Genomic DNA, 16,457 nt, shown 5'->3' with positions numbered 1-16,457 from the left:
TTCTTTTTTGCCCCACCTTTGCAGCACCAAGTGCATTCCCACTCAGTTATTCCGCCACTCAGTCCCTCACATGACCGTTTCTCTGAAAACCGTTACCCTCAACGACACGCACCAAAAGCTGGGCGCTAAAATGGTGCCCTTCGCTGGCTACAACATGCCGGTGCGCTACTCTTCTGACTTGGACGAGCACCACACGGTGCGCCGGGCAGTAGGCATTTTTGATGTGTCGCACATGGGCGAGTTCCGCCTGCGTGGTCCCCAGGCCCTCGACCTGATTCAGCGCGTGACCAGCAACGACGCCAGCAAGCTCACCCCGGGCAAAGCCCAGTATTCGTGTCTGCCCAACCGCGACGGCGGCATCGTGGATGACCTTCTTGTGTACAAGCTGGCCGATGAGGATTACTTATTGGTGGTGAATGCTTCCAATATCGAAAAAGACTGGAGCTGGATTCAGCAGTTTAACAATCAGGGCGTGGAAATGGAGGATATCTCGGACCGCACCAGCCTGTTTGCCGTGCAAGGCCCCAAAGCCAGCGCCGCCCTGCAAACGCTGACCGATGTGGACCTCTCCAGCATCCCATACTACTCCTTTGTTCAAGGCACATTCGCCGGTGCGCCCGATGTTATCATTTCGGCCACCGGCTACACCGGCGCGGGCGGCTTTGAGCTGTACATTCCCAACGAGCACGCTGCGGAGATTTGGGATAAAATCATGATAGCCGGCCAAGCCCACGGCATCAAGCCCATCGGCCTTGGTGCCCGCGACACGCTGCGCCTTGAAATGGGGTTTGCCCTCTACGGCAATGACATCGACGACACCACTTCGCCCCTTGAAGCCGGCCTGGGCTGGATTACCAAATTCACCAAGGACTTCACCAACGCCGAAAACCTGAAGAAACAGAAGGAAACCGGTGTCAACAAAAAGCTGGTGGCCTTCATCATGGACGGTCCCGGCATCCCGCGCGGCCACTACGAGTTGGTGGACGGCGAGGGCCAGAAAATTGGCGACGTAACCAGCGGCACCCAGTCCCCTTCGCTGAGCAAAGGCATTGGCATGGGCTATGTGAAGTCGGAGTTTGCGACTCCCGGTACCCAGATTTTTGTGCAAATCCGGGGCAAAAACCTGCCCGCCACGGTGAGTAAATTGCCGCTGACCAAGGGCGCGGAGTAGAGTTAAGAATTAGGAGTTATGAGTTGATAAAAAAGGGCCTCGTATCTCCAGTTATCAACTCATAACTCCCAACTTTTTACTCCTTACCCTATTCCGTGCCCAAACTAGATATTTGCTATTCTCCCGAGTTGCTGCCGCTATATGACCTTACCGGTCAGGTGGCAGTCATTGTTGACATTTTGCGGGCTTCCAGCACCATCGTAACCGCTTTAGGGGAAGGAGTGACGCACGTCTTTCCCGTAGCGTCGCTGGAAGAGTGCACTGCGTATGGCCAGCAGAATGGGTGCCTGACTGCTGCCGAGCGCGATGGCGTTCCCGCTGCTGGGTTTGACCTGGGCAACTCGCCCTTTGGTTTTCTAGATGCTGCTTACCCGGTGCGAGGCCGCGCCCTCACCATCAGCACTACCAATGGCACTGCTGCCCTGCGCCGCTCTCTATCGGCAGAAAATGTGGTCGTTGGGTCTTTTTTGAACCTAAGCGCCGTAGCAGCGTTTGCCCGCCAGCAGGGCCGCGATGTGTTAGTCGTTTGTGCCGGCTGGAAGGGCCGGTTCTGCCTGGAGGACACTGTGTTTGGCGGGGTCCTGGCTGAATTATTAGCCGATGAGTTCGATGTGCGCAACTCCGACGCTACTTTGGCCGCGCTACACCTGTGGCAGCAGGGCAAAGCTGACTTATCGGGGTATCTGCTGCAATCGGCGCACGTGCGCCGCCTTAATTCCTTAGAAGCCAGCCAAGACTTTGAGTTCTGCCTGCGGATAGATGCTTACGCCGACGTGTTGCCCATCTGGAAAAACGACCGACTGGTTTTGAATTAAGATGCTGTTTTAGTTGGTTTTTTTGGCGTCAGCACGATGTAGAGACGCATATTTGCGTCTCGTCGGCAGCGCTGTTTGGGAAACGTAACAAGGCTATCTTTCAGACATAGTTCAACGACGAGACGCAAGTATGCGTCTCTATATCGTGCTGACTTGCGCGGACGCACACAGCTCTTTTTAGGACAAACAGTGCTTGCCAAATCCTGCGACCTACTTCAGCTTCTCGTTGTCATGATGCCGCTGGCTGTCGCGCTGGGTTTTCTTGGCCAAGTTCCGCGTCAGGGCTTCCGTCAAATCGACACCGGTTTGGTTGGCCAGGCAGATAACGACGAATAGTACGTCGGCCAGTTCATCGCCTAGTTCGCGGCCTTTGTCAGATTCTTTAAACGACTGCTCACCGTATTGCCGGGAAATGAGCCGGGCTACTTCGCCCACTTCTTCGGTGAGAATGGCCATGTTGGTGAGCTCATTGAAATAGCGGACGCCCGTGGTGGTTATCCAAGTGTCGACGGTTTTTTGGGCTTCTTCGAGAGTCATGAGTGCGGGATTAGTAGCTGAGGTCAAAGCCAACTTTAGGCGGGAGTATCAAGCACGATGGTCACCGGACCATCATTGAGCAGGCTGACCTTCATGTCGGCGCCAAAAATGCCAGTGGGAACGGGCTTGCCTAATTCCTTGGCGACCATGGCCACGAATTGCTGGTAGAGCGGCTCAGCAATGGGAAGCGGGGCTGCTCCAATGTAGCTGGGCCGGTTGCCTTTGCGCGCATCGGCCAGGAGAGTAAACTGACTAACTACCAGAATTTCTCCGTCGGTATCGACGACGCTACGGTTCATCTGGCCGTTCTCATCGCCAAAAATGCGCAGTTGCACCAGCTTGCGGCACATCCAGGTAAGTGAGGCAGTGTTGTCGGTAGGTGCGAACCCAGCCAGGGCCAATAAGCCCGGGCCAATGCGCCCGGAAACTTGGCCTTCGACGGTGACCTGAGCTTCGCTGACGCGCTGAATGACGAGACGCATAAAAAAGGGATTTGTAGGGGAAGAGGGGGCCGGTGGTAAGCAGGCGGTTTGGGTCGCTTGGCTCGCCATTTCGCCTGAGCAAATGGCCAAGGCACCCGGTGCAACCATCAAAAATAGCGGAACAGCCGAGGTTTGATGAACTTTATCGACCTTCGCAGCGGCTACTGCCACCTCTGTCCATGTTTTCAGCCACCAGTACAAATAAAAGCCACCAAACAGCAGGGCGTACTCTTTGGCTGCTGGCGGCGTTGCTGGGAGTGGCCATAATCCGGCTGTGGCGACTGCCCGAAGCCGGGTTGCCCGACTACGACTCAGTACGCAACTGGCAGGTGGCTCAGGAAATGGCGCAGGGAAACTTCTCGCGGCTATTTGCCCTTGGCAGCCCCGCGTTTCTGCTTTTTTACGCCGGCGTGGCGGTCTTCACGCGGAATTTTCTGGTATTCCAAACCCTCAATGCCCTGTTGGGAATTACAGGAGTTGGTTTTTTCTGCGCCTGGGTTGCTAAATACGCTAAGCTGACTGGCCCCGAAGCTGCGGGCCTCACCTTGCTGGGCGGTACTTCTTTGTTGCTCACGTTTTCGGGGCGGGATTTGAATCCCAACGCAATCAGCGTGCTGCTGTTTTCCATGCTGCTGCGTAGCCATTTCGCACGGCTGCACAAGCCTGGTGCCGCTGCCGTTTTGCGCGTCGTGGGCTGGCTGGCAGTAGCCATGTGCTTCAACTTCAAATTCCTGTTTACAATCCCCATTCTGATTGTGTTGGAAGCATGGCAGGCCGATGGCCTGTGGCGACAACGGACTCTGTGGGCCCGGGTGCTGGTCATTCTGGCAGCGCCTTACTTAATATTCGGGGTATTCTCAGTAATTGTGGGCCTGCCGTGGTATCGTTGGCTGGGTTTCTATATCCGCCAAGTGATAGTAGCCGGACCAAACCAGTCCGGCCATCAAGGCACGGTTCACATCGACTTGCTGTATTACGTCCGCTACTTGGCTGGCTATGAGTCGCCATTGCTACTCGTCGGATTGGCGGTTTCCGCTTGGCTGGTGTGGCGCGGCTGGCGTAGCGAAATGTTCCGGAGAGGGCAGGCATTGCCGGTTCTTCCTTACCTGCTGGTGTGGGCGGGCTGCCTTTTGGCAGGCATGTCGATAGTTGTAAAAGCACCGCGTGAGATTGTATTCGCGTACTTACCGCTGGCGGCTCTGGCTGTGCTCAGCGGCCGGCGGGTGCTGCCCAGTTGGGCGCTGTTAGGCATAGTACTGGTTGCTGTGGGACTGAATGTATTCCGAATTCAACAAGAGTTATACTCGTCCCTGCCTACGCCATACCCCCGAGTGGCTGCCTGGCTACAGGCCCACGGCGCAACAAAAGTGGCCAGCACCGTTGGCATGGGGCTAGCACCTTACCTTGATGGTAATCAGACCCTGACCGTGGTCAATAGAGAGCGGCAACTCGCTGGCCTGCGCCAGCAAGGCTACGAGTACGTGTTGCTTGATGGCTACTGGCGGGTAGCGGGCGTGCACCAGTTCGATTCCTTGCGCCATACAACTCCCATAGCAGCCTGGCCTGCGCCGCAGCTGCACCAACCGCTGCTATTTCTGGAGCATTCGGAGTACACGGGCAAAGGCTTCACCGAGACGCTGGCTGCCCAGCGGGAAGCCGCCGCCGATAGCCTGCCACTCCGGCTGTATCGGTTGCGGTAGGGCCCGCCCTTATCACGCTCCCTAATTATCTGGCCGCAGTGGGCAGGCTGTTCACATCGAGGGCCGGCACATTAGCCCGGTAGGCTTTGTTGAAAGCTGCAATGAAAGTATTGGCTAATAGGCTATTGCCGCGGGGCGTGAGGGAGTAATAATCCACAGAAAAGTAGTTGCCCCGAACCGGCTACGACGAATACACCACGCCGGCCACTGAAATAACGTCGGCTACATGGTTGAAAAGCAAGCCATTCAATCAAGCGTGCTTCGCTTCGAGGACGCCGTGATGACGGGCATCTTATTCAATGCTGGCCAGGCGGTCCAGCTCGGTGTTGTAGCTGTTTAGCACGCTTGTGGTGCGGCTAAGCTCATCTATATCGAGCACGTCGGCATCACGCAGCGGATTGCGAACATCGCGGCCGTAGGGCGGCATCAGCTTAGTGCCGCCTACGCTGACGGCCGTTGGCTGGCCCACGCGCGGCAGTGTGGTCGCCAGCTAGTAGTCTTCGTCAGTAATGGGTTGGGGAGGCCGCAGGGCAACGGAGTCTTCGATGTAAGGGCATTGTTCTAAAACTCGGCCAGCACCCAAGCCCCGAATTGCGGGCTGTTGACAGTGGTGGCCTACTATGTCAGACTAGCGCTTTATGCCCAGGCTATCGAGCCGGCGGTGGTAGCGCCGGGCGTTTAGCTTATGCTCGGCGTAGGTCTCGGCAAAGTCCGAAAAGCCACTGCCATCGGGCCGGGCGCAGAAAAACAAATTCTTGTTGTGAGCCGGGCGTAGCACCGCATTGAGGGAACTGGGCAGGGGCGTAGTGATGGGGCCCGGCGGCAGGCCCTTGTGCCGGTAGGTGTTATAAGGCGAATCCACTTTTTTGTCCACGTTGAGCACGCGCTTGCGGGTGCCCAGGCCGTGCAGGGGCCACAGCAGGGTGGGGTCGGCCTGCAGGGGCTGGCCATTGCGCAGGCGGTTGAGGTACACGGCCGCTATCAATGGCTTGTCGGTAGGCTGAGCCGTTTCGCGCTGCACAATGCTGGCCAGCACGCTCACTTGCACCGGCGTAAGCTTTAGCGAATCGGCCTGGGCGAGGCGCTTGGCGGTCCAGAAACGGTGGTGGCTGGCCGCCATGGTGTCCAGAAAGGCAGCGGCACCCGTGTTCCAGAGCAGCTTGTAGCGCCCGGGAATAAAAAGCGTGCGAATAGTGCAGGTGTCGAGCCGATAGCGGCTGCGCAGGCTGGTGTTGTCGCCCAGCAGCAGTTCCAGCTTAAATGAATCGGTTTCGAGTTGGCGGCATACCTGGCGCGGGAGGCGGTCGAGGTAGTGAAAGGGCTTGAGTTCGAATTGCACCGTATCCTGGTACCCGGCAGCCAGCAGTCTGACGAGGTCCAGGTTACTCAGGTGGGGTTCCAACCGGTAGCGGCCCGCTTTCACCTGCGCGGGATAGTTCTGCTGTTCAGCCACCCAAGCAAAGGTAGTAGGCTCCTGCAGCAGCTGGTGTTTTGTTAAAGAGTCCAGCACCGCAGTGAACCCCGTGCCGGTGCGAATGTAGAGGTAGGCTGGGCCTTCGGGCAGGGCCGTGACATTGGGTCGATAAAACACCCGCCACGCTGCATAGCTGCCCGCAATCAGGAACAGCAACAAGGTAAGTCCCCAGATAAGAGTTAAACGCATAAGTTAAAGTAACTGCAAGAGGTAATTTGGGCATTGGTCCTTCTCTGCAACAAAAATGAAGCCGCGACCGGAAGGACCGGCCTCATGGCATTTCAGCCTTATGATACCCTCTAGCACACTGCTTGGACAACGAAAGTTCGCCCCGCCTTAGTGCTCGCCGTGCACCAAGGCAGTTACCGCAGCTTCGAAAGCCTCCCGCTCGGCTTGACGTACAACTTCGGTAGGGGCCGCCGCTCGCGATTCGCAGTCAGCGATGGGGCAGCGCTCGCAGGTTTCGTTTACAATGCGAAAAGGCAGGGCCGGGTCGGCCAGAAAGCGGACCTGCGTGCGGAGGTTGTCGTCGCAGCGCAGGCCAACGGTTACGCTCAGGGCCGGCTGGGCGGGCGTGCCGGCGCGGGCCAGCGTGAAGCATACGTATTTATCATCGGTGCCAAAGTAGTGCGACTTCTGGGCGCCGGCTACCGTGACGGGAACCGCGGCGGTATCGGGCACGGGCCTCGTCCATGAGGCGCAGGCTTACCCAGCGGCGGCAGTAGTGCTCGCGCACCCCGACCTGGAGCAGGCCCGGCAGTTTGCCGAAGCCATTCATGCGCAGTACCCGGACAAATTGCTGCCTTACAACTGCTCGCCGTTATTTAACTGGGCCTCCAAACTGGGCGTGGCGCAGATGGAAACATTCCGCGAAGAGCTAGCCGCATTGGGCTATAAATTTCAGTTTATCACCCTGGCCGGCTTCCACTCCCTCAACACCGGCACGTTTGGGTTGGCGCAAGCCTACCGCCAGCGCGGCATGGCGGGATACTCTGAGCTGCAGGAGCGGGAATTTGCCCTTACCAAAGACGGTTATCAGGCCGTGAAGCACCAGTCCTTCGTAGGCACTGGCTACTTCGATGCCGTGCAAAACGTGGTAACCAGCAACCAAACCAGTACTTCGGCTCTGGTGGGCAGCACCGAAGAGTCCCAATTCTAGTTTGAACTGCAGTTCGCTAGAATTGCTCGGCATTTGAACCCGATTTTTTTAACATAGTCCTGAAACTATGTTTTCAAAAAAGAAAAGGCTGCCCAAATGGGCGGCCTTTTCTAAGCTAAATAATTGGCTTCAGAATTCGACTAATCCGAGCAATTCGACCAATCTGCGGTTCATGCAAACGGCTCGGCTATCAGGTCATAATCCTCCCCGTGGCGCGCCGCCGATTCGCGGAGCAACTCTTGTTGCCAGGGCCGCAGGGCCGCAGTCGCACCTTGTTCGATAATGTCAGCAATCAGCCGATTACTGAGCACCATGTTGGCCATGGTGGCGCCATGGTCGGTGACGAGGTGCTGTTTGAGCGCGTTGAGCAGCGTTTCGCGGGCTTCGGCGCGGCTTGCGGCAGCACCATTGAGCCGGCGACGGAACGGAAACTTGCGTTGCTCAGGCGGCAGCGGCCCTTCAGGCGCCAGGTCGGTAGTGCCAATGGCCAGCAGTTGCTCGGCATACGGCGAGCGTTTCAGCTCGGGATGCAAGCCGTTGGCCGTGCGCAGCTGGTTGGGGGTTTCGATGGGTTGGCGGGCCAGCTCGGCCAGTCGGTCGTTGCTGAGCACGTGGTAGGGGGGGCGGTCGAGCTGGCGGGCCACGGTGTCGCGCAGCATGTACAGCTCCCGGAAAACGGGCATTTCCTGGGGTGATATCTTGTATTTGGCCGCATTGCGCGACCACGGCCGCGGGTCGTCGCGGCCGTAGCGCACGGCTTCCAGGGCCAGGTTTTCCTGAGCGGCCCACTCGCTGCGGCCCAATTCGGCCAAGCGCAGGCTGAGGCGGTCAGTGAGCTCAAACAGGTACAGCACATCATTAGCAGCGTACTCCATTTGCGCATTGGTGAGGGGGCGCTTCAGCCAGTTAGACTTTTGTTCACCCTTGTCAACCTCAAACCCTAGTTCGGTCTGAATAAGACGGCCCAATGATATGTTGTTGTCTTCGGCAGCCAATAAGGTGAACTGTACACTGGTGTCGACGATGTTGCGGCAGTGAACGCCGAACACTTCGTCGAGGAGCAGGATGTCTGATTTGCACGAATGAAACACCTTGGCCACAGCGGGGTCGCGCAGGACTGCAAACAGCGGTTCGAGGTTCGCCGCCATGTCAGGCAGTGGCAAGGGGTCGATGATGTAGGCTTCCTGACCGTCGAATATTTGAATCAGCGCCAAATGACGGCCGTAGCGGTAACGCATGTCGTCAAATTCCAGGTCTATACCAATGCGCGGCAGGGTGGCAAAGTGGGCAGCCGCGGTGGCAATTGCTTCGGCCGTGGTGAGGTGATGTATCGTTGGCATTAAGACGGAAAACAAAGAAGCCGGCTCGGAGCGGCAGTGGTTAGCAATGGTAAAGGTAGGCATCTATAGCAAGCTCCGATAGATTGATAAGTATTAGCAATAAGGTCGGGTTATCAGAGGATGCAACTTCTGATTTATATTAAATAGACTTATATAATAATTATGGCAGCCGTGTATGTGAGAAAAAGATAAAACAAGTGATGTAATTACTTTCGCTTCTACATCATGAAAAGACAAGTCCTTTGTGTTATCTTGATGTTATTAGTCGCAGTGAAGCAACTCTGCGTAGAGCGCGTGTCATTTTAAACTTCTCACCATTCACTATTTCCATGAAGCACAAATTATTTACTCCCCTCAAGCTGTTTTCGCTGCTTGCATTATGCCTTTTCGCGGCTCCTGCCTGGGCTCAGCAAGTCGTAAACGGCCGCATTCTAAGCTCCGATGGCGGAGGCCTGCCTGGCGCAACGGTGCTCGAGCGCGGCACCACCAACGGCACCAGCACTAATGCGGATGGCGCTTTTACCCTGACGGTTCAGCCCAATGCCTCTTTGGTCATCAGTTCGGTGGGCTACACTGCCCAAACAGTAGCGGTGGGCGGCCAGTCGACCATCAATATAACGCTGGTTGCCGCTGCCACTGCGCTCTCCGAAGCCGTGGTAGTGGGCTACGGTACCCAGTCGCGGGCTGACCTAACTGGTTCAGTTTCGAGCCTATCGACTAAGGATATTGCCAATGCTCCTGTGCAAACCTTTGAGCAGGCCATTCAGGGCAAAGCTGCAGGGGTAGTTATTGAAAACTCAAGCGGCAAACTCGGCCAAGCCATTAAGGTAAGGGTGCGCGGTACTTCCTCCGTGAGTGGAGATACTCAGCCACTGTATGTTATCGATAACATTCCGGTTCAAACCGATAACTTCTCTTCGACCAGCGCCCCAACCAATCCGCTTGCCGACATCAACCCGAACGACATTGAGAGCATTACCATTTTGAAAGATGCGGCTGCTTCGGCAATCTATGGCTCCCGGGCTTCGAATGGCGTGGTCCTCATTACCACCAAGCGCGGCAAAGCCGGTGCTACCCGCTTCAACCTGGGCTACCAGCGGGGCACCAGCGAAGCCACGCGGCGCCGCGAATTCCTAAATGGCAGGGAATATGTGGAGCTGCTAACGGAAGCGTTGAAAAACTCAGGCCGCTCGGACGCTGCCAATGCCACCCGCCTCCGAAATTATGCGGGCGGTGTGGACGTCGACGCCAACTACGCTGTTGATACCGACTGGCAGGACCAGATTTTCCGCACTGGTAAGTTCAGCCAGTACGACCTGAATGCCAGTGGCGGTACCGATAAAACAAAATTCTTTCTCTCTGGGCAATACAACAACCAGGAAGGCATTCTGCGCGGCAATCAGCTCCAGCGCATCGCCTCCCGCTTGAACGTTGACCACCGGGCCACCGACCGTTTGGTGCTAGGCGTTAACGTTTCGCTCTCACGTACCCGCAACGACCGCCTCCCCAACGACAATGCTTTCAGCAATCCCATGCAGGCGGTTGCCTTAGCGCCCATCACCCCCGCAACTGACCCGCGCACCGGCCTAACTAGCGGAGCGCTGGACTTGGCTACGGGCAACCCTAACTCCAACTTTCCCTTCTATTATAACCCCCTGCTGGGGCTGGAACCGAACGGGGCTACGTACGTGGCCATCAACTACCGTGCGCTGGGCAATGTGTTTGCGCAGCTTGACATTTTGCCCGGTCTCTCCTTTCGCTCGGAGCTAGGGCTCGACCTGCTTAATCAGGACGAAGACCAGTACCTGGGGCGGGTAACGTCGCGCAACTCAGGGCCGACCAACGGCTTTGGCTTCAGCGCCCACACCACCAGCGGCCGTTATATTACTAACAACTTCTTCACCTACAGCAAAGTACTTGCCGAGCAACACTCTATTGAAGCCACGCTGGGCACGGCTTACGAAGAGCGGCAGTCCAACTACCGCAGCGTAACCGGAACGCAGTTTGCCAGCGATGCTTTCCGCACCATCGTCAACGCCGCCACGTTCACGTCCGGCAATTCATCCGGCACCGGCAATTCCTTGCTGTCTTACTTTGCCCGCCTCAACTATTCCTTTGGAGGGCGTTATTTGCTGGGCCTGAGCAGCCGCATTGATGGCTCCTCGCGTTTTGGTAGTAACAACCGCTACGGATTTTTCCCTGCGGCCTCCCTCGGATGGGTGGTTACCGAAGAAAGCTTTTTAAAAGACCAGCAGGTGCTGACATTCCTGAAGCCCCGCGTCAGCATTGGGCGTACCGGCAACCAAGGTTTTCCGGATTTTGCCCCTCGTAGCCTCTTTACCGGCACCTCTGGCTACGTGGGTATTCCCGGCCAGAGACCGTTGCAAATCGGCAACCCCAACCTGAAATGGGAGTCCACGACCCAGGCCGACGCCGGATTGGAGCTTGGCTTTTTCGGTGGCCGCATTAGCGGGGAAGTAGACGTGTACTTGAAGCGCACAACCGACCTGGCATTGAACGCACCGGTACCGGGCACCTCGGGCTTCACCAGTCAGTTCCAAAACGTGGGCAACCTAGAAAACAAAGGCATTGAGTTTGCCTTGAACACGCAAAATTTCGTCGGCGATTTCACCTGGAATACGTCTTTCAACGCCGCGCGCAACTACAACAAAGTTACTTTTCTGCAGGGCCAGCCCATCTTGGGCAGCTTCCTCAACCGTGCGCAGGAGGGCTTCCCAATCGGAACCTTCTTTGGCGCCGAATACGCTGGTGTTGACCCCAACAATGGCAATGCGCTGTATCACCTCAACAGGGCCAATGACGACAACACCGGTACTGGCAGCATCGACCACAGCACTGGCACTACCGACGACATCAACCTGGCGCAGCTCGTGCCAGTGGGCGACCCCAATGCCAAGTGGACGGGCGGCATCACCAACACCTTTACCTTTAAAGGCATCGACTTGAGTGCCACGCTTATTGGCGTTTTCGGAAACAAGATTTACGACGGCGGCGGGCAGTACTACTCGGCGGCTTTCAACAACGGTCCCGATAACCAGACCCGGGACCAGTTGCGTCGGTGGCAAAAGCCCGGCGACAACACGGATGTGCCCAAGGCTAGCTACCTCAGTGGCAACGGCACCGGCAACTCCTCGCGCTTTGTGCGGGATGGGTCCTATGGCCGGCTACGTACCCTAACCTTGGGTTACAACCTGCCTTCGGCTTTGGTGAAAAAGGCTTACCTGCAATCGGCCCGTTTTTATGTGCAAGGGCTTAACCTCATAACCTTTACCAAATACCAAGGGTGGGACCCCGAGGTGAATACCGATTACCTCGCCGGCAGCGCAACGCAAAGCAACATCAACCAAGGAATTGATTTTTACACGGCTCCCCAGCCCCGCACCCTCACGTTTGGGGTCAACATCGGCCTATAGGGTAGCGCGCTGCGGCCTTGGTAATTCTTTATCTCGTAAATCTTCAAACCATGAAAAAGTCTTTGTATGCACTAGCAGCGGCCCTGTTTCTGGCAGGCTCCCTCACTAGTTGCGATAAGAAGCTCGATATTGAGCCAATAAATAACGTTGATGCCGAAAAGGCGCTGCAGACGTCAAACGACGTAGAAGCCGCCTTGGTGGGGGCCTACACCGGCATGCAGAATGTGGAAGCCTACGGCGGCTACATTCAACTCATGTCGGACCTGCTGGCCGACAACGGCGAAGTCGACTTCATCGGCACCTTTGTTCAGCCCAACCAAATAATTCGGAAGGCTATTCAGAGGGACAACTCGTTTGTGCAGGTTATCTGGACCAACGCTTATAGCGTTATTAACCGCACAAACAACGTACTGGCTAATCTGGACAAACTGGATACCCAAGCTAAAAAGGACCGGGTTGAGGGAGAAGCCAAATTCATTCGAGGTGCTATGTACTTCGAATTAGTGCGGTTGTACGCCAAGGATTGGAGCGATGGCTCTCCAACGACTAACCCCGGCGTGCCGCTGGTGCTTACGCCTACCCTCGCACTTGATGCTTCTGCCCAGGTGCGGCGCAACACGGTGGCTGAGGTCTACGCTCATGTAATCAGCGACTTAACCACGGCAGAAACCAAAATGAGAACCACGTCCTCGGCGGGCGCTTTTTTTGCCAACACCAACGCGGCCTCAGGCATGTTATCCCGGGTATACTTGCAGCAAGGGCGGTTTGCCGAAACCGCTGCGGCCGCCACCCGCGCTATCGGTCGTTATGTGCTCAATCCGAGCTACGTCGACGAGTTTTTCTCAGGAGCGGATTTGCTGCCAAACTCCAGCGAGGACATTTTTGCCATTCAGGTTTCTGCCCAAAGCGGGCAAAACGAGCTTAATACCTTCTACTCTTCTGACCGCCGCGCTGAGATTTTGGTTAACGATAAGCACATCAACCAATACGAGCCTAATGATGAGCGGCTCGATTTGTTCTCGGTGCTGAGCGGTGATAGATATAGCAACAAATACGATGCGCTCTATGGCAACATCAAGGTGATGCGCGTAGCTGAAATGTACCTCACGCGCGCCGAGGCTAATTTCCGCAACGGCACAGCGGTGGGCGCCACTCCTTTGGCCGATGTGAACCGGGTGCGTGCCCGGGTAGGGCTGGCTCCGTTGACGACCCTCACGCTCCCCGCTATTCTGCGGGAGCGTAAGCTGGAGCTGGCCTTCGAAGGTTTTCGCCTAAGCGATGTTAAGCGCAATAAGGAGTCAGTAACCGACCCCTCGGGCACGGTGCTTCCCTGGAACTCCCCCCGCCTGATTTTCCCAATACCCCTACGTGAAATCAACGTCAACCCGAATCTGACCCAGAACGAAGGATATCAATAAACGCCGTACGAGTTGTTCTCCAAGGTCTTAAAACAAAGGTCCCAGCTAATGCCGGGACCTTTGTTTTTATATAAAACCTGTTGCTAAAGACTTGGCGGTGTCTTCTGGTCGGCGCCACGGCCAACTATTCCCTCTATCTATTCGGGTAGGCACTTACTATGCCTTCGTGCCAACCGCGACAACATTGATATTCGTTATTCTTCGTTGTCGCTGAAATCAAGGGTTCGGGCCACGTCAACGGCTTCCTGAGCTATGTCTTCGAGCAACTCCGGTGCGTCGGCATCGAGGGTACGGCCGAAAAGGTTAAGCAATTCTTCTCCTTGTTCGTTCACGTACAGGTTTTCATAAAGCCGGTCGAATAGCTTGGCTTCGCGGCCCACAATGCGGTCAATGGCTTCCGGCGAGCGAGCTTCGCTCAGGGCACGGTGCAGTACATCGAGCACTTGGCGGCTTTCGTCGTGGTCGCCAAGCTCCGATACCAACTTAAGCAGGCTCATGGCCACACCGAGGCGCACTTGTTCGAAGCGGAAAGGCCGTTCGGCAGGCTTGGCAATACGCAATTGGTCGTAGGCCTGCAGAGTAGTGGGAGTGAGGTAATACTTCACATCGTTGGGAGCAGTGAAGGCCAGGTGCAGGAGCTGTTCGTAAGGAGTCATGAGGGAGAACTAACATGGAGGCCGTAACATGACGTGGAGCGGCGCGTAACCAAATAAGCCGAAAGGTACGGGTTGTTGATAAGGTCCTGCGCTATTTGTGGCTTTGTCGGATGATTTATACGTTCACTTTTCATTTACTTTTCCAATGACTCACAAAAACAAATGGCTGCTGTTTGCTCCGCTGGGCTTGCTCACTATCGGTACGGGTGCCTGCCTGATACAGTGGGCTGGTAATCTTAAGGAGCAGCAGGTTCCCACCTCAAAATGGGTAGCCGCGGGCACCGGAGCGCTGGTCGTGTTCAATGCCGGCATTAGTTTGTTCGGGCGCGGCGTGTTGGAGAGAATGCGGCACGAGCTTCACGAGAAGCAGGCATAAGAACGAGCTATTGGCTTCTTCTCTACGGGCCAATAATTCGAGTCGTCTATCCTGACCCAACAAAATGCATTAAGAGGGTGCAGAGAATGAGATTAAATGCCAGAACCAAAAAGCCCCAACTGGAAAGTCGGGGCCTTTTTGGTTCTGGCATTTGAGCACTGTCTACTCAGTTTTTTCTTCAAGCTTGCTTGTGCCTTCCTTGGCAGCGTTGCTGGTTTTATAAGCGCCACGCTTCACGACGCGCGTCGTTTTTTTAGCGCCTTTTTTCACTACGCTACCGGTTTTTTTTGCACCGCGCTTTATGGCGCTGCCAGTTTTGCCAGCCACGTTGCCAGCGGCATCCTTGGTATTATCAAGGGCAGCGCCAACATTAGTTTTACCGGTTTTAGTGGTGGTCTTTACTGTGCCATTATCGCGAACCTCTACTTCAGTTTTCGGATTGGCAGGCGTGATATCTTGAGCGTTGGCAGCAGTGGTGGCGAGAGCCAGGCCAGCGAGCAACAAAAGTGACTTTTTCATGAGGAGGGTATTTATTAAAGGAAAGTAGGGCTTGTACGCATCACTGGGGCAGATGTTTTGAACCCGGTGTATGAGCTTATGGTACTTACTCTATTACCGTGCCAGGCAGGAGCAGCGAACTGTCGCCGTAGCTCAGGAACCGATAGCCCTCTGCCAAAGCATGGTCGTACAAAGTGCGCCACTCTGGTCCCATTAGTGCCGCCACCAGTAGCAGCAGGGTGCTTTCGGGCTGATGAAAATTGGTAATCAAGCCATCGACCAGCCGAAACTTGTAGCCCGGTGCAATAAGCAGGCGGGTGCTGGCCTGCAAGGTGTCTGTTTGCGTGGCTGCAAGGTGCTGAAGCAGCGCCTCGAGGGCCATTTCGGCGCTGATGCTGGCAGCGGGCTCGGCCATGTCGTAAGGTTGCCACTGCGTTACCCGCAACTCGCCAGCTTCCGGTTTGGCAGTGGCCTCAGCCGGCTGAAGGAGCCCCACGCCCAGCCAATACAAGCTTTCAAGTGTGCGCAAGCTGGTGGTTCCTACCGCCAGCACCGGGCGCGGACGATGGGCCAAGAGCTGACGTAGTAATGCCGCCGAAACCAAAATGGGCTCCGTGTGCATGGGGTGGTCAGCCATGTGCTCGGCCTTCACCGGCTGGAAAGTGCCAGCCCCGACGTGTAGCGTCACATGGCCTGTCGAAAACCCCTTCTGCTGCAGCTCGGCCAAGAGCTCAGGCGTGAAGTGCAGGCCGGCCGTAGGCGCGGCCACGGCGCCTTCGGTCGCCGCATACACGGTTTGGTAGCGGACGGCATCGGTGGGCGTATCGAGCCGGCCCAGGTAGGGGGGGAGGGGTAGGTGCCCGCCCGCGCGGAGCACCTCCGCAAAGGGCAGCGCTGCCGGCTCCCAGCGAAAATTGATGAGGGCAGTGCCGGCTTCCTGGGTCTGGCGCTCGGCCCATAAGCTGGCTAGTTGCCCATCCGCTGTCTCAAATTCCAAGGTCACGGGGCCTTCTTTCCAACGGCGGCCATTGCCCACCAAGCAGCGCCACGTGCAGTGGCCCGTTTGCTGCAAGGCCAGTTCCAGGGTGCGGTGCGGGGCCACGGGCTCCAGACAAAACAGCTCCACCTGCCCGCCGGTAGGCCGCCGGGCAAGTAGCCGAGCCCGCACCACACGGGTATCGTTAAAAACTAGCAACGCGCCCGGAGGCAGTTCCTGGGGCAGGTCCCGGAAATGTTTGTCTGTAATCTTGCCGTTTCTGCTCACCAAAAGCCGGCTCGCGGCACGGTCCGGCAAGGGTTCGGGGGCGATGCGCTCGGCGGGTAGCGGGTAAGTAAAGTCGTGGATGGAAAGGTGGCGGGGGTGGGCACTCATACCCACAAAGGTCGGAAAAGTAGCG

The 16,457-nt window shown here is 56.5% G+C and carries 16 protein-coding genes and 1 pseudogene; 7 read left to right on the top strand and 10 right to left on the bottom strand.

Going from position 1 to position 16,457, the window contains the following annotated elements:
- Nucleotides 1–70: 70 nt before the first annotated feature.
- Both gcvT and ACP7AJ_RS07510 read left to right on the top strand, forming a co-directional pair.
- The gene (gcvT, locus tag ACP7AJ_RS07515; RefSeq protein ID WP_426059572.1) at nt 71–1,171 is read left to right on the top strand and encodes a glycine cleavage system aminomethyltransferase GcvT; all 1,101 of its coding nucleotides are present in this window, start codon (nt 71–73) and stop codon (nt 1,169–1,171) included.
- A 95-nt stretch (nt 1,172–1,266) separates the two neighbouring features.
- On the top strand, nt 1,267–1,986 hold the full coding sequence (locus ACP7AJ_RS07510) for a 2-phosphosulfolactate phosphatase (RefSeq protein WP_426059571.1): 720 nt from the start codon (nt 1,267–1,269) through the stop codon (nt 1,984–1,986).
- A gap of 210 nt (nt 1,987–2,196) precedes the next feature.
- On the opposite strand, the gene ACP7AJ_RS07505 is transcribed toward ACP7AJ_RS07510, so the two are convergent.
- The gene (locus tag ACP7AJ_RS07505; RefSeq protein WP_092677522.1) at nt 2,197–2,523 is read right to left on the bottom strand and encodes a nucleotide pyrophosphohydrolase; all 327 of its coding nucleotides are present in this window, start codon (nt 2,521–2,523) and stop codon (nt 2,197–2,199) included.
- 35 nt (nt 2,524–2,558) lie between these two features.
- Complete coding sequence (gene dtd, locus ACP7AJ_RS07500; protein ID WP_426059570.1) at nt 2,559–3,005, bottom strand: D-aminoacyl-tRNA deacylase; 447 nt, start codon at nt 3,003–3,005, stop codon at nt 2,559–2,561.
- A 179-nt stretch (nt 3,006–3,184) separates the two neighbouring features.
- On the opposite strand from dtd, the gene ACP7AJ_RS07495 reads away from it, so the two are divergent.
- The gene (locus ACP7AJ_RS07495; RefSeq protein WP_426059569.1) at nt 3,185–4,705 is read left to right on the top strand and encodes a hypothetical protein; all 1,521 of its coding nucleotides are present in this window, start codon (nt 3,185–3,187) and stop codon (nt 4,703–4,705) included.
- Nucleotides 4,706–4,730: 25 nt separating this feature from the next.
- On the opposite strand, the gene ACP7AJ_RS07490 is transcribed toward ACP7AJ_RS07495, so the two are convergent.
- The 4 genes from ACP7AJ_RS07490 to ACP7AJ_RS07475 form a co-directional block, all read right to left on the bottom strand.
- Nucleotides 4,731–4,862, bottom strand: a complete 132-nt coding sequence (locus ACP7AJ_RS07490) for a hypothetical protein (protein WP_426059568.1) — start codon at nt 4,860–4,862, stop codon at nt 4,731–4,733.
- A 135-nt stretch (nt 4,863–4,997) separates the two neighbouring features.
- Nucleotides 4,998–5,174, bottom strand: a complete 177-nt coding sequence (locus tag ACP7AJ_RS07485; RefSeq protein WP_426059567.1) for a hypothetical protein — start codon at nt 5,172–5,174, stop codon at nt 4,998–5,000.
- Nucleotides 5,175–5,333: 159 nt separating this feature from the next.
- Nucleotides 5,334–6,368, bottom strand: coding sequence for an endolytic transglycosylase MltG (gene mltG, locus ACP7AJ_RS07480; protein WP_426059566.1), 1,035 nt, complete (start codon nt 6,366–6,368; stop codon nt 5,334–5,336).
- Between the two features lie 147 nt (nt 6,369–6,515).
- Nucleotides 6,516–6,860, bottom strand: a complete 345-nt coding sequence (locus ACP7AJ_RS07475) for a hypothetical protein (protein WP_426059565.1) — start codon at nt 6,858–6,860, stop codon at nt 6,516–6,518.
- 49 nt (nt 6,861–6,909) lie between these two features.
- On the opposite strand from ACP7AJ_RS07475, the pseudogene ACP7AJ_RS07470 reads away from it, so the two are divergent.
- Nucleotides 6,910–7,338 (top strand): annotated as a pseudogene (locus ACP7AJ_RS07470) (isocitrate lyase); the annotation flags it as partial.
- Between the two features lie 170 nt (nt 7,339–7,508).
- On the opposite strand, the gene ACP7AJ_RS07465 reads toward ACP7AJ_RS07470, so the two are convergent.
- Nucleotides 7,509–8,678 (bottom strand): ribonuclease D, encoded by a 1,170-nt coding sequence (locus ACP7AJ_RS07465; protein ID WP_426059564.1) that lies wholly within the window; start codon nt 8,676–8,678, stop codon nt 7,509–7,511.
- Nucleotides 8,679–9,007: 329 nt separating this feature from the next.
- On the opposite strand from ACP7AJ_RS07465, the gene ACP7AJ_RS07460 reads away from it, so the two are divergent.
- Together ACP7AJ_RS07460 and ACP7AJ_RS07455 are read left to right on the top strand one after the other, a co-directional pair.
- A complete protein-coding gene (locus ACP7AJ_RS07460) occupies nt 9,008–12,112 on the top strand; it encodes a SusC/RagA family TonB-linked outer membrane protein (protein ID WP_426059563.1) in 3,105 nt (1,034 codons plus the stop codon).
- 50 nt (nt 12,113–12,162) lie between these two features.
- Nucleotides 12,163–13,530 carry a RagB/SusD family nutrient uptake outer membrane protein gene (locus ACP7AJ_RS07455; protein ID WP_426059562.1) on the top strand — a complete coding sequence of 456 codons (1,368 nt, stop codon included), beginning with the start codon at nt 12,163–12,165 and terminating at the stop codon, nt 13,528–13,530.
- 194 nt (nt 13,531–13,724) lie between these two features.
- On the opposite strand, the gene ACP7AJ_RS07450 is transcribed toward ACP7AJ_RS07455, so the two are convergent.
- Nucleotides 13,725–14,186, bottom strand: coding sequence for a hypothetical protein (locus ACP7AJ_RS07450; RefSeq protein ID WP_426059561.1), 462 nt, complete (start codon nt 14,184–14,186; stop codon nt 13,725–13,727).
- Between the two features lie 145 nt (nt 14,187–14,331).
- Here ACP7AJ_RS07450 and ACP7AJ_RS07445 point away from each other — a divergent pair, with 145 nt between their 5' ends.
- Entirely contained in the window at nt 14,332–14,562 is a 231-nt protein-coding gene (locus ACP7AJ_RS07445; protein ID WP_426059560.1) for a hypothetical protein, read from the top strand.
- Nucleotides 14,563–14,724: 162 nt separating this feature from the next.
- Here the strand turns inward: ACP7AJ_RS07445 and ACP7AJ_RS07440 are convergent, their stop codons facing one another.
- Both ACP7AJ_RS07440 and ACP7AJ_RS07435 read right to left on the bottom strand, forming a co-directional pair.
- The gene (locus ACP7AJ_RS07440; RefSeq protein WP_426059559.1) at nt 14,725–15,081 is read right to left on the bottom strand and encodes a hypothetical protein; all 357 of its coding nucleotides are present in this window, start codon (nt 15,079–15,081) and stop codon (nt 14,725–14,727) included.
- Between the two features lie 85 nt (nt 15,082–15,166).
- Nucleotides 15,167–16,432: an S-adenosylmethionine:tRNA ribosyltransferase-isomerase gene (locus tag ACP7AJ_RS07435; RefSeq protein WP_426059558.1), complete on the bottom strand. Its 1,266-nt coding sequence runs from the start codon at nt 16,430–16,432 to the stop codon at nt 15,167–15,169.
- Nucleotides 16,433–16,457: the final 25 nt, after the last annotated feature.

It is taken from the genome of Hymenobacter sp. B1770 (assembly GCF_049896385.1).
Taxonomy (GTDB): Bacteria; Bacteroidota; Bacteroidia; order Cytophagales; family Hymenobacteraceae; genus Hymenobacter.
Note: the sequence above shows the minus strand (reverse complement) of the source record. Positions and strands in the feature narration are given on the sequence as shown.

Bases quoted from the DNA above. Each gene is read 5' to 3' on its own strand.
- ACP7AJ_RS07445 (WP_426059560.1), top strand. From the start codon at position 14,332: ATGACTCACAAAAACAAATGGCTGCTGTTTGCTCCGCTGGGCTTGCTC.
- dtd (WP_426059570.1), bottom strand. From the start codon at position 3,005: ATGCGTCTCGTCATTCAGCGCGTCAGCGAAGCTCAGGTCACCGTCGAA.
- ACP7AJ_RS07455 (WP_426059562.1), top strand. From the start codon at position 12,163: ATGAAAAAGTCTTTGTATGCACTAGCAGCGGCCCTGTTTCTGGCAGGC.
- ACP7AJ_RS07460 (WP_426059563.1), top strand. From the start codon at position 9,008: ATGAAGCACAAATTATTTACTCCCCTCAAGCTGTTTTCGCTGCTTGCA.
- ACP7AJ_RS07450 (WP_426059561.1), bottom strand. From the start codon at position 14,186: ATGACTCCTTACGAACAGCTCCTGCACCTGGCCTTCACTGCTCCCAAC.
- mltG (WP_426059566.1), bottom strand. From the start codon at position 6,368: ATGCGTTTAACTCTTATCTGGGGACTTACCTTGTTGCTGTTCCTGATT.
- ACP7AJ_RS07465 (WP_426059564.1), bottom strand. From the start codon at position 8,678: ATGCCAACGATACATCACCTCACCACGGCCGAAGCAATTGCCACCGCG.
- ACP7AJ_RS07435 (WP_426059558.1), bottom strand. From the start codon at position 16,432: ATGAGTGCCCACCCCCGCCACCTTTCCATCCACGACTTTACTTACCCG.
- ACP7AJ_RS07440 (WP_426059559.1), bottom strand. From the start codon at position 15,081: ATGAAAAAGTCACTTTTGTTGCTCGCTGGCCTGGCTCTCGCCACCACT.
- ACP7AJ_RS07505 (WP_092677522.1), bottom strand. From the start codon at position 2,523: ATGACTCTCGAAGAAGCCCAAAAAACCGTCGACACTTGGATAACCACC.
- ACP7AJ_RS07495 (WP_426059569.1), top strand. From the start codon at position 3,185: ATGTTTTCAGCCACCAGTACAAATAAAAGCCACCAAACAGCAGGGCGT.
- gcvT (WP_426059572.1), top strand. From the start codon at position 71: ATGACCGTTTCTCTGAAAACCGTTACCCTCAACGACACGCACCAAAAG.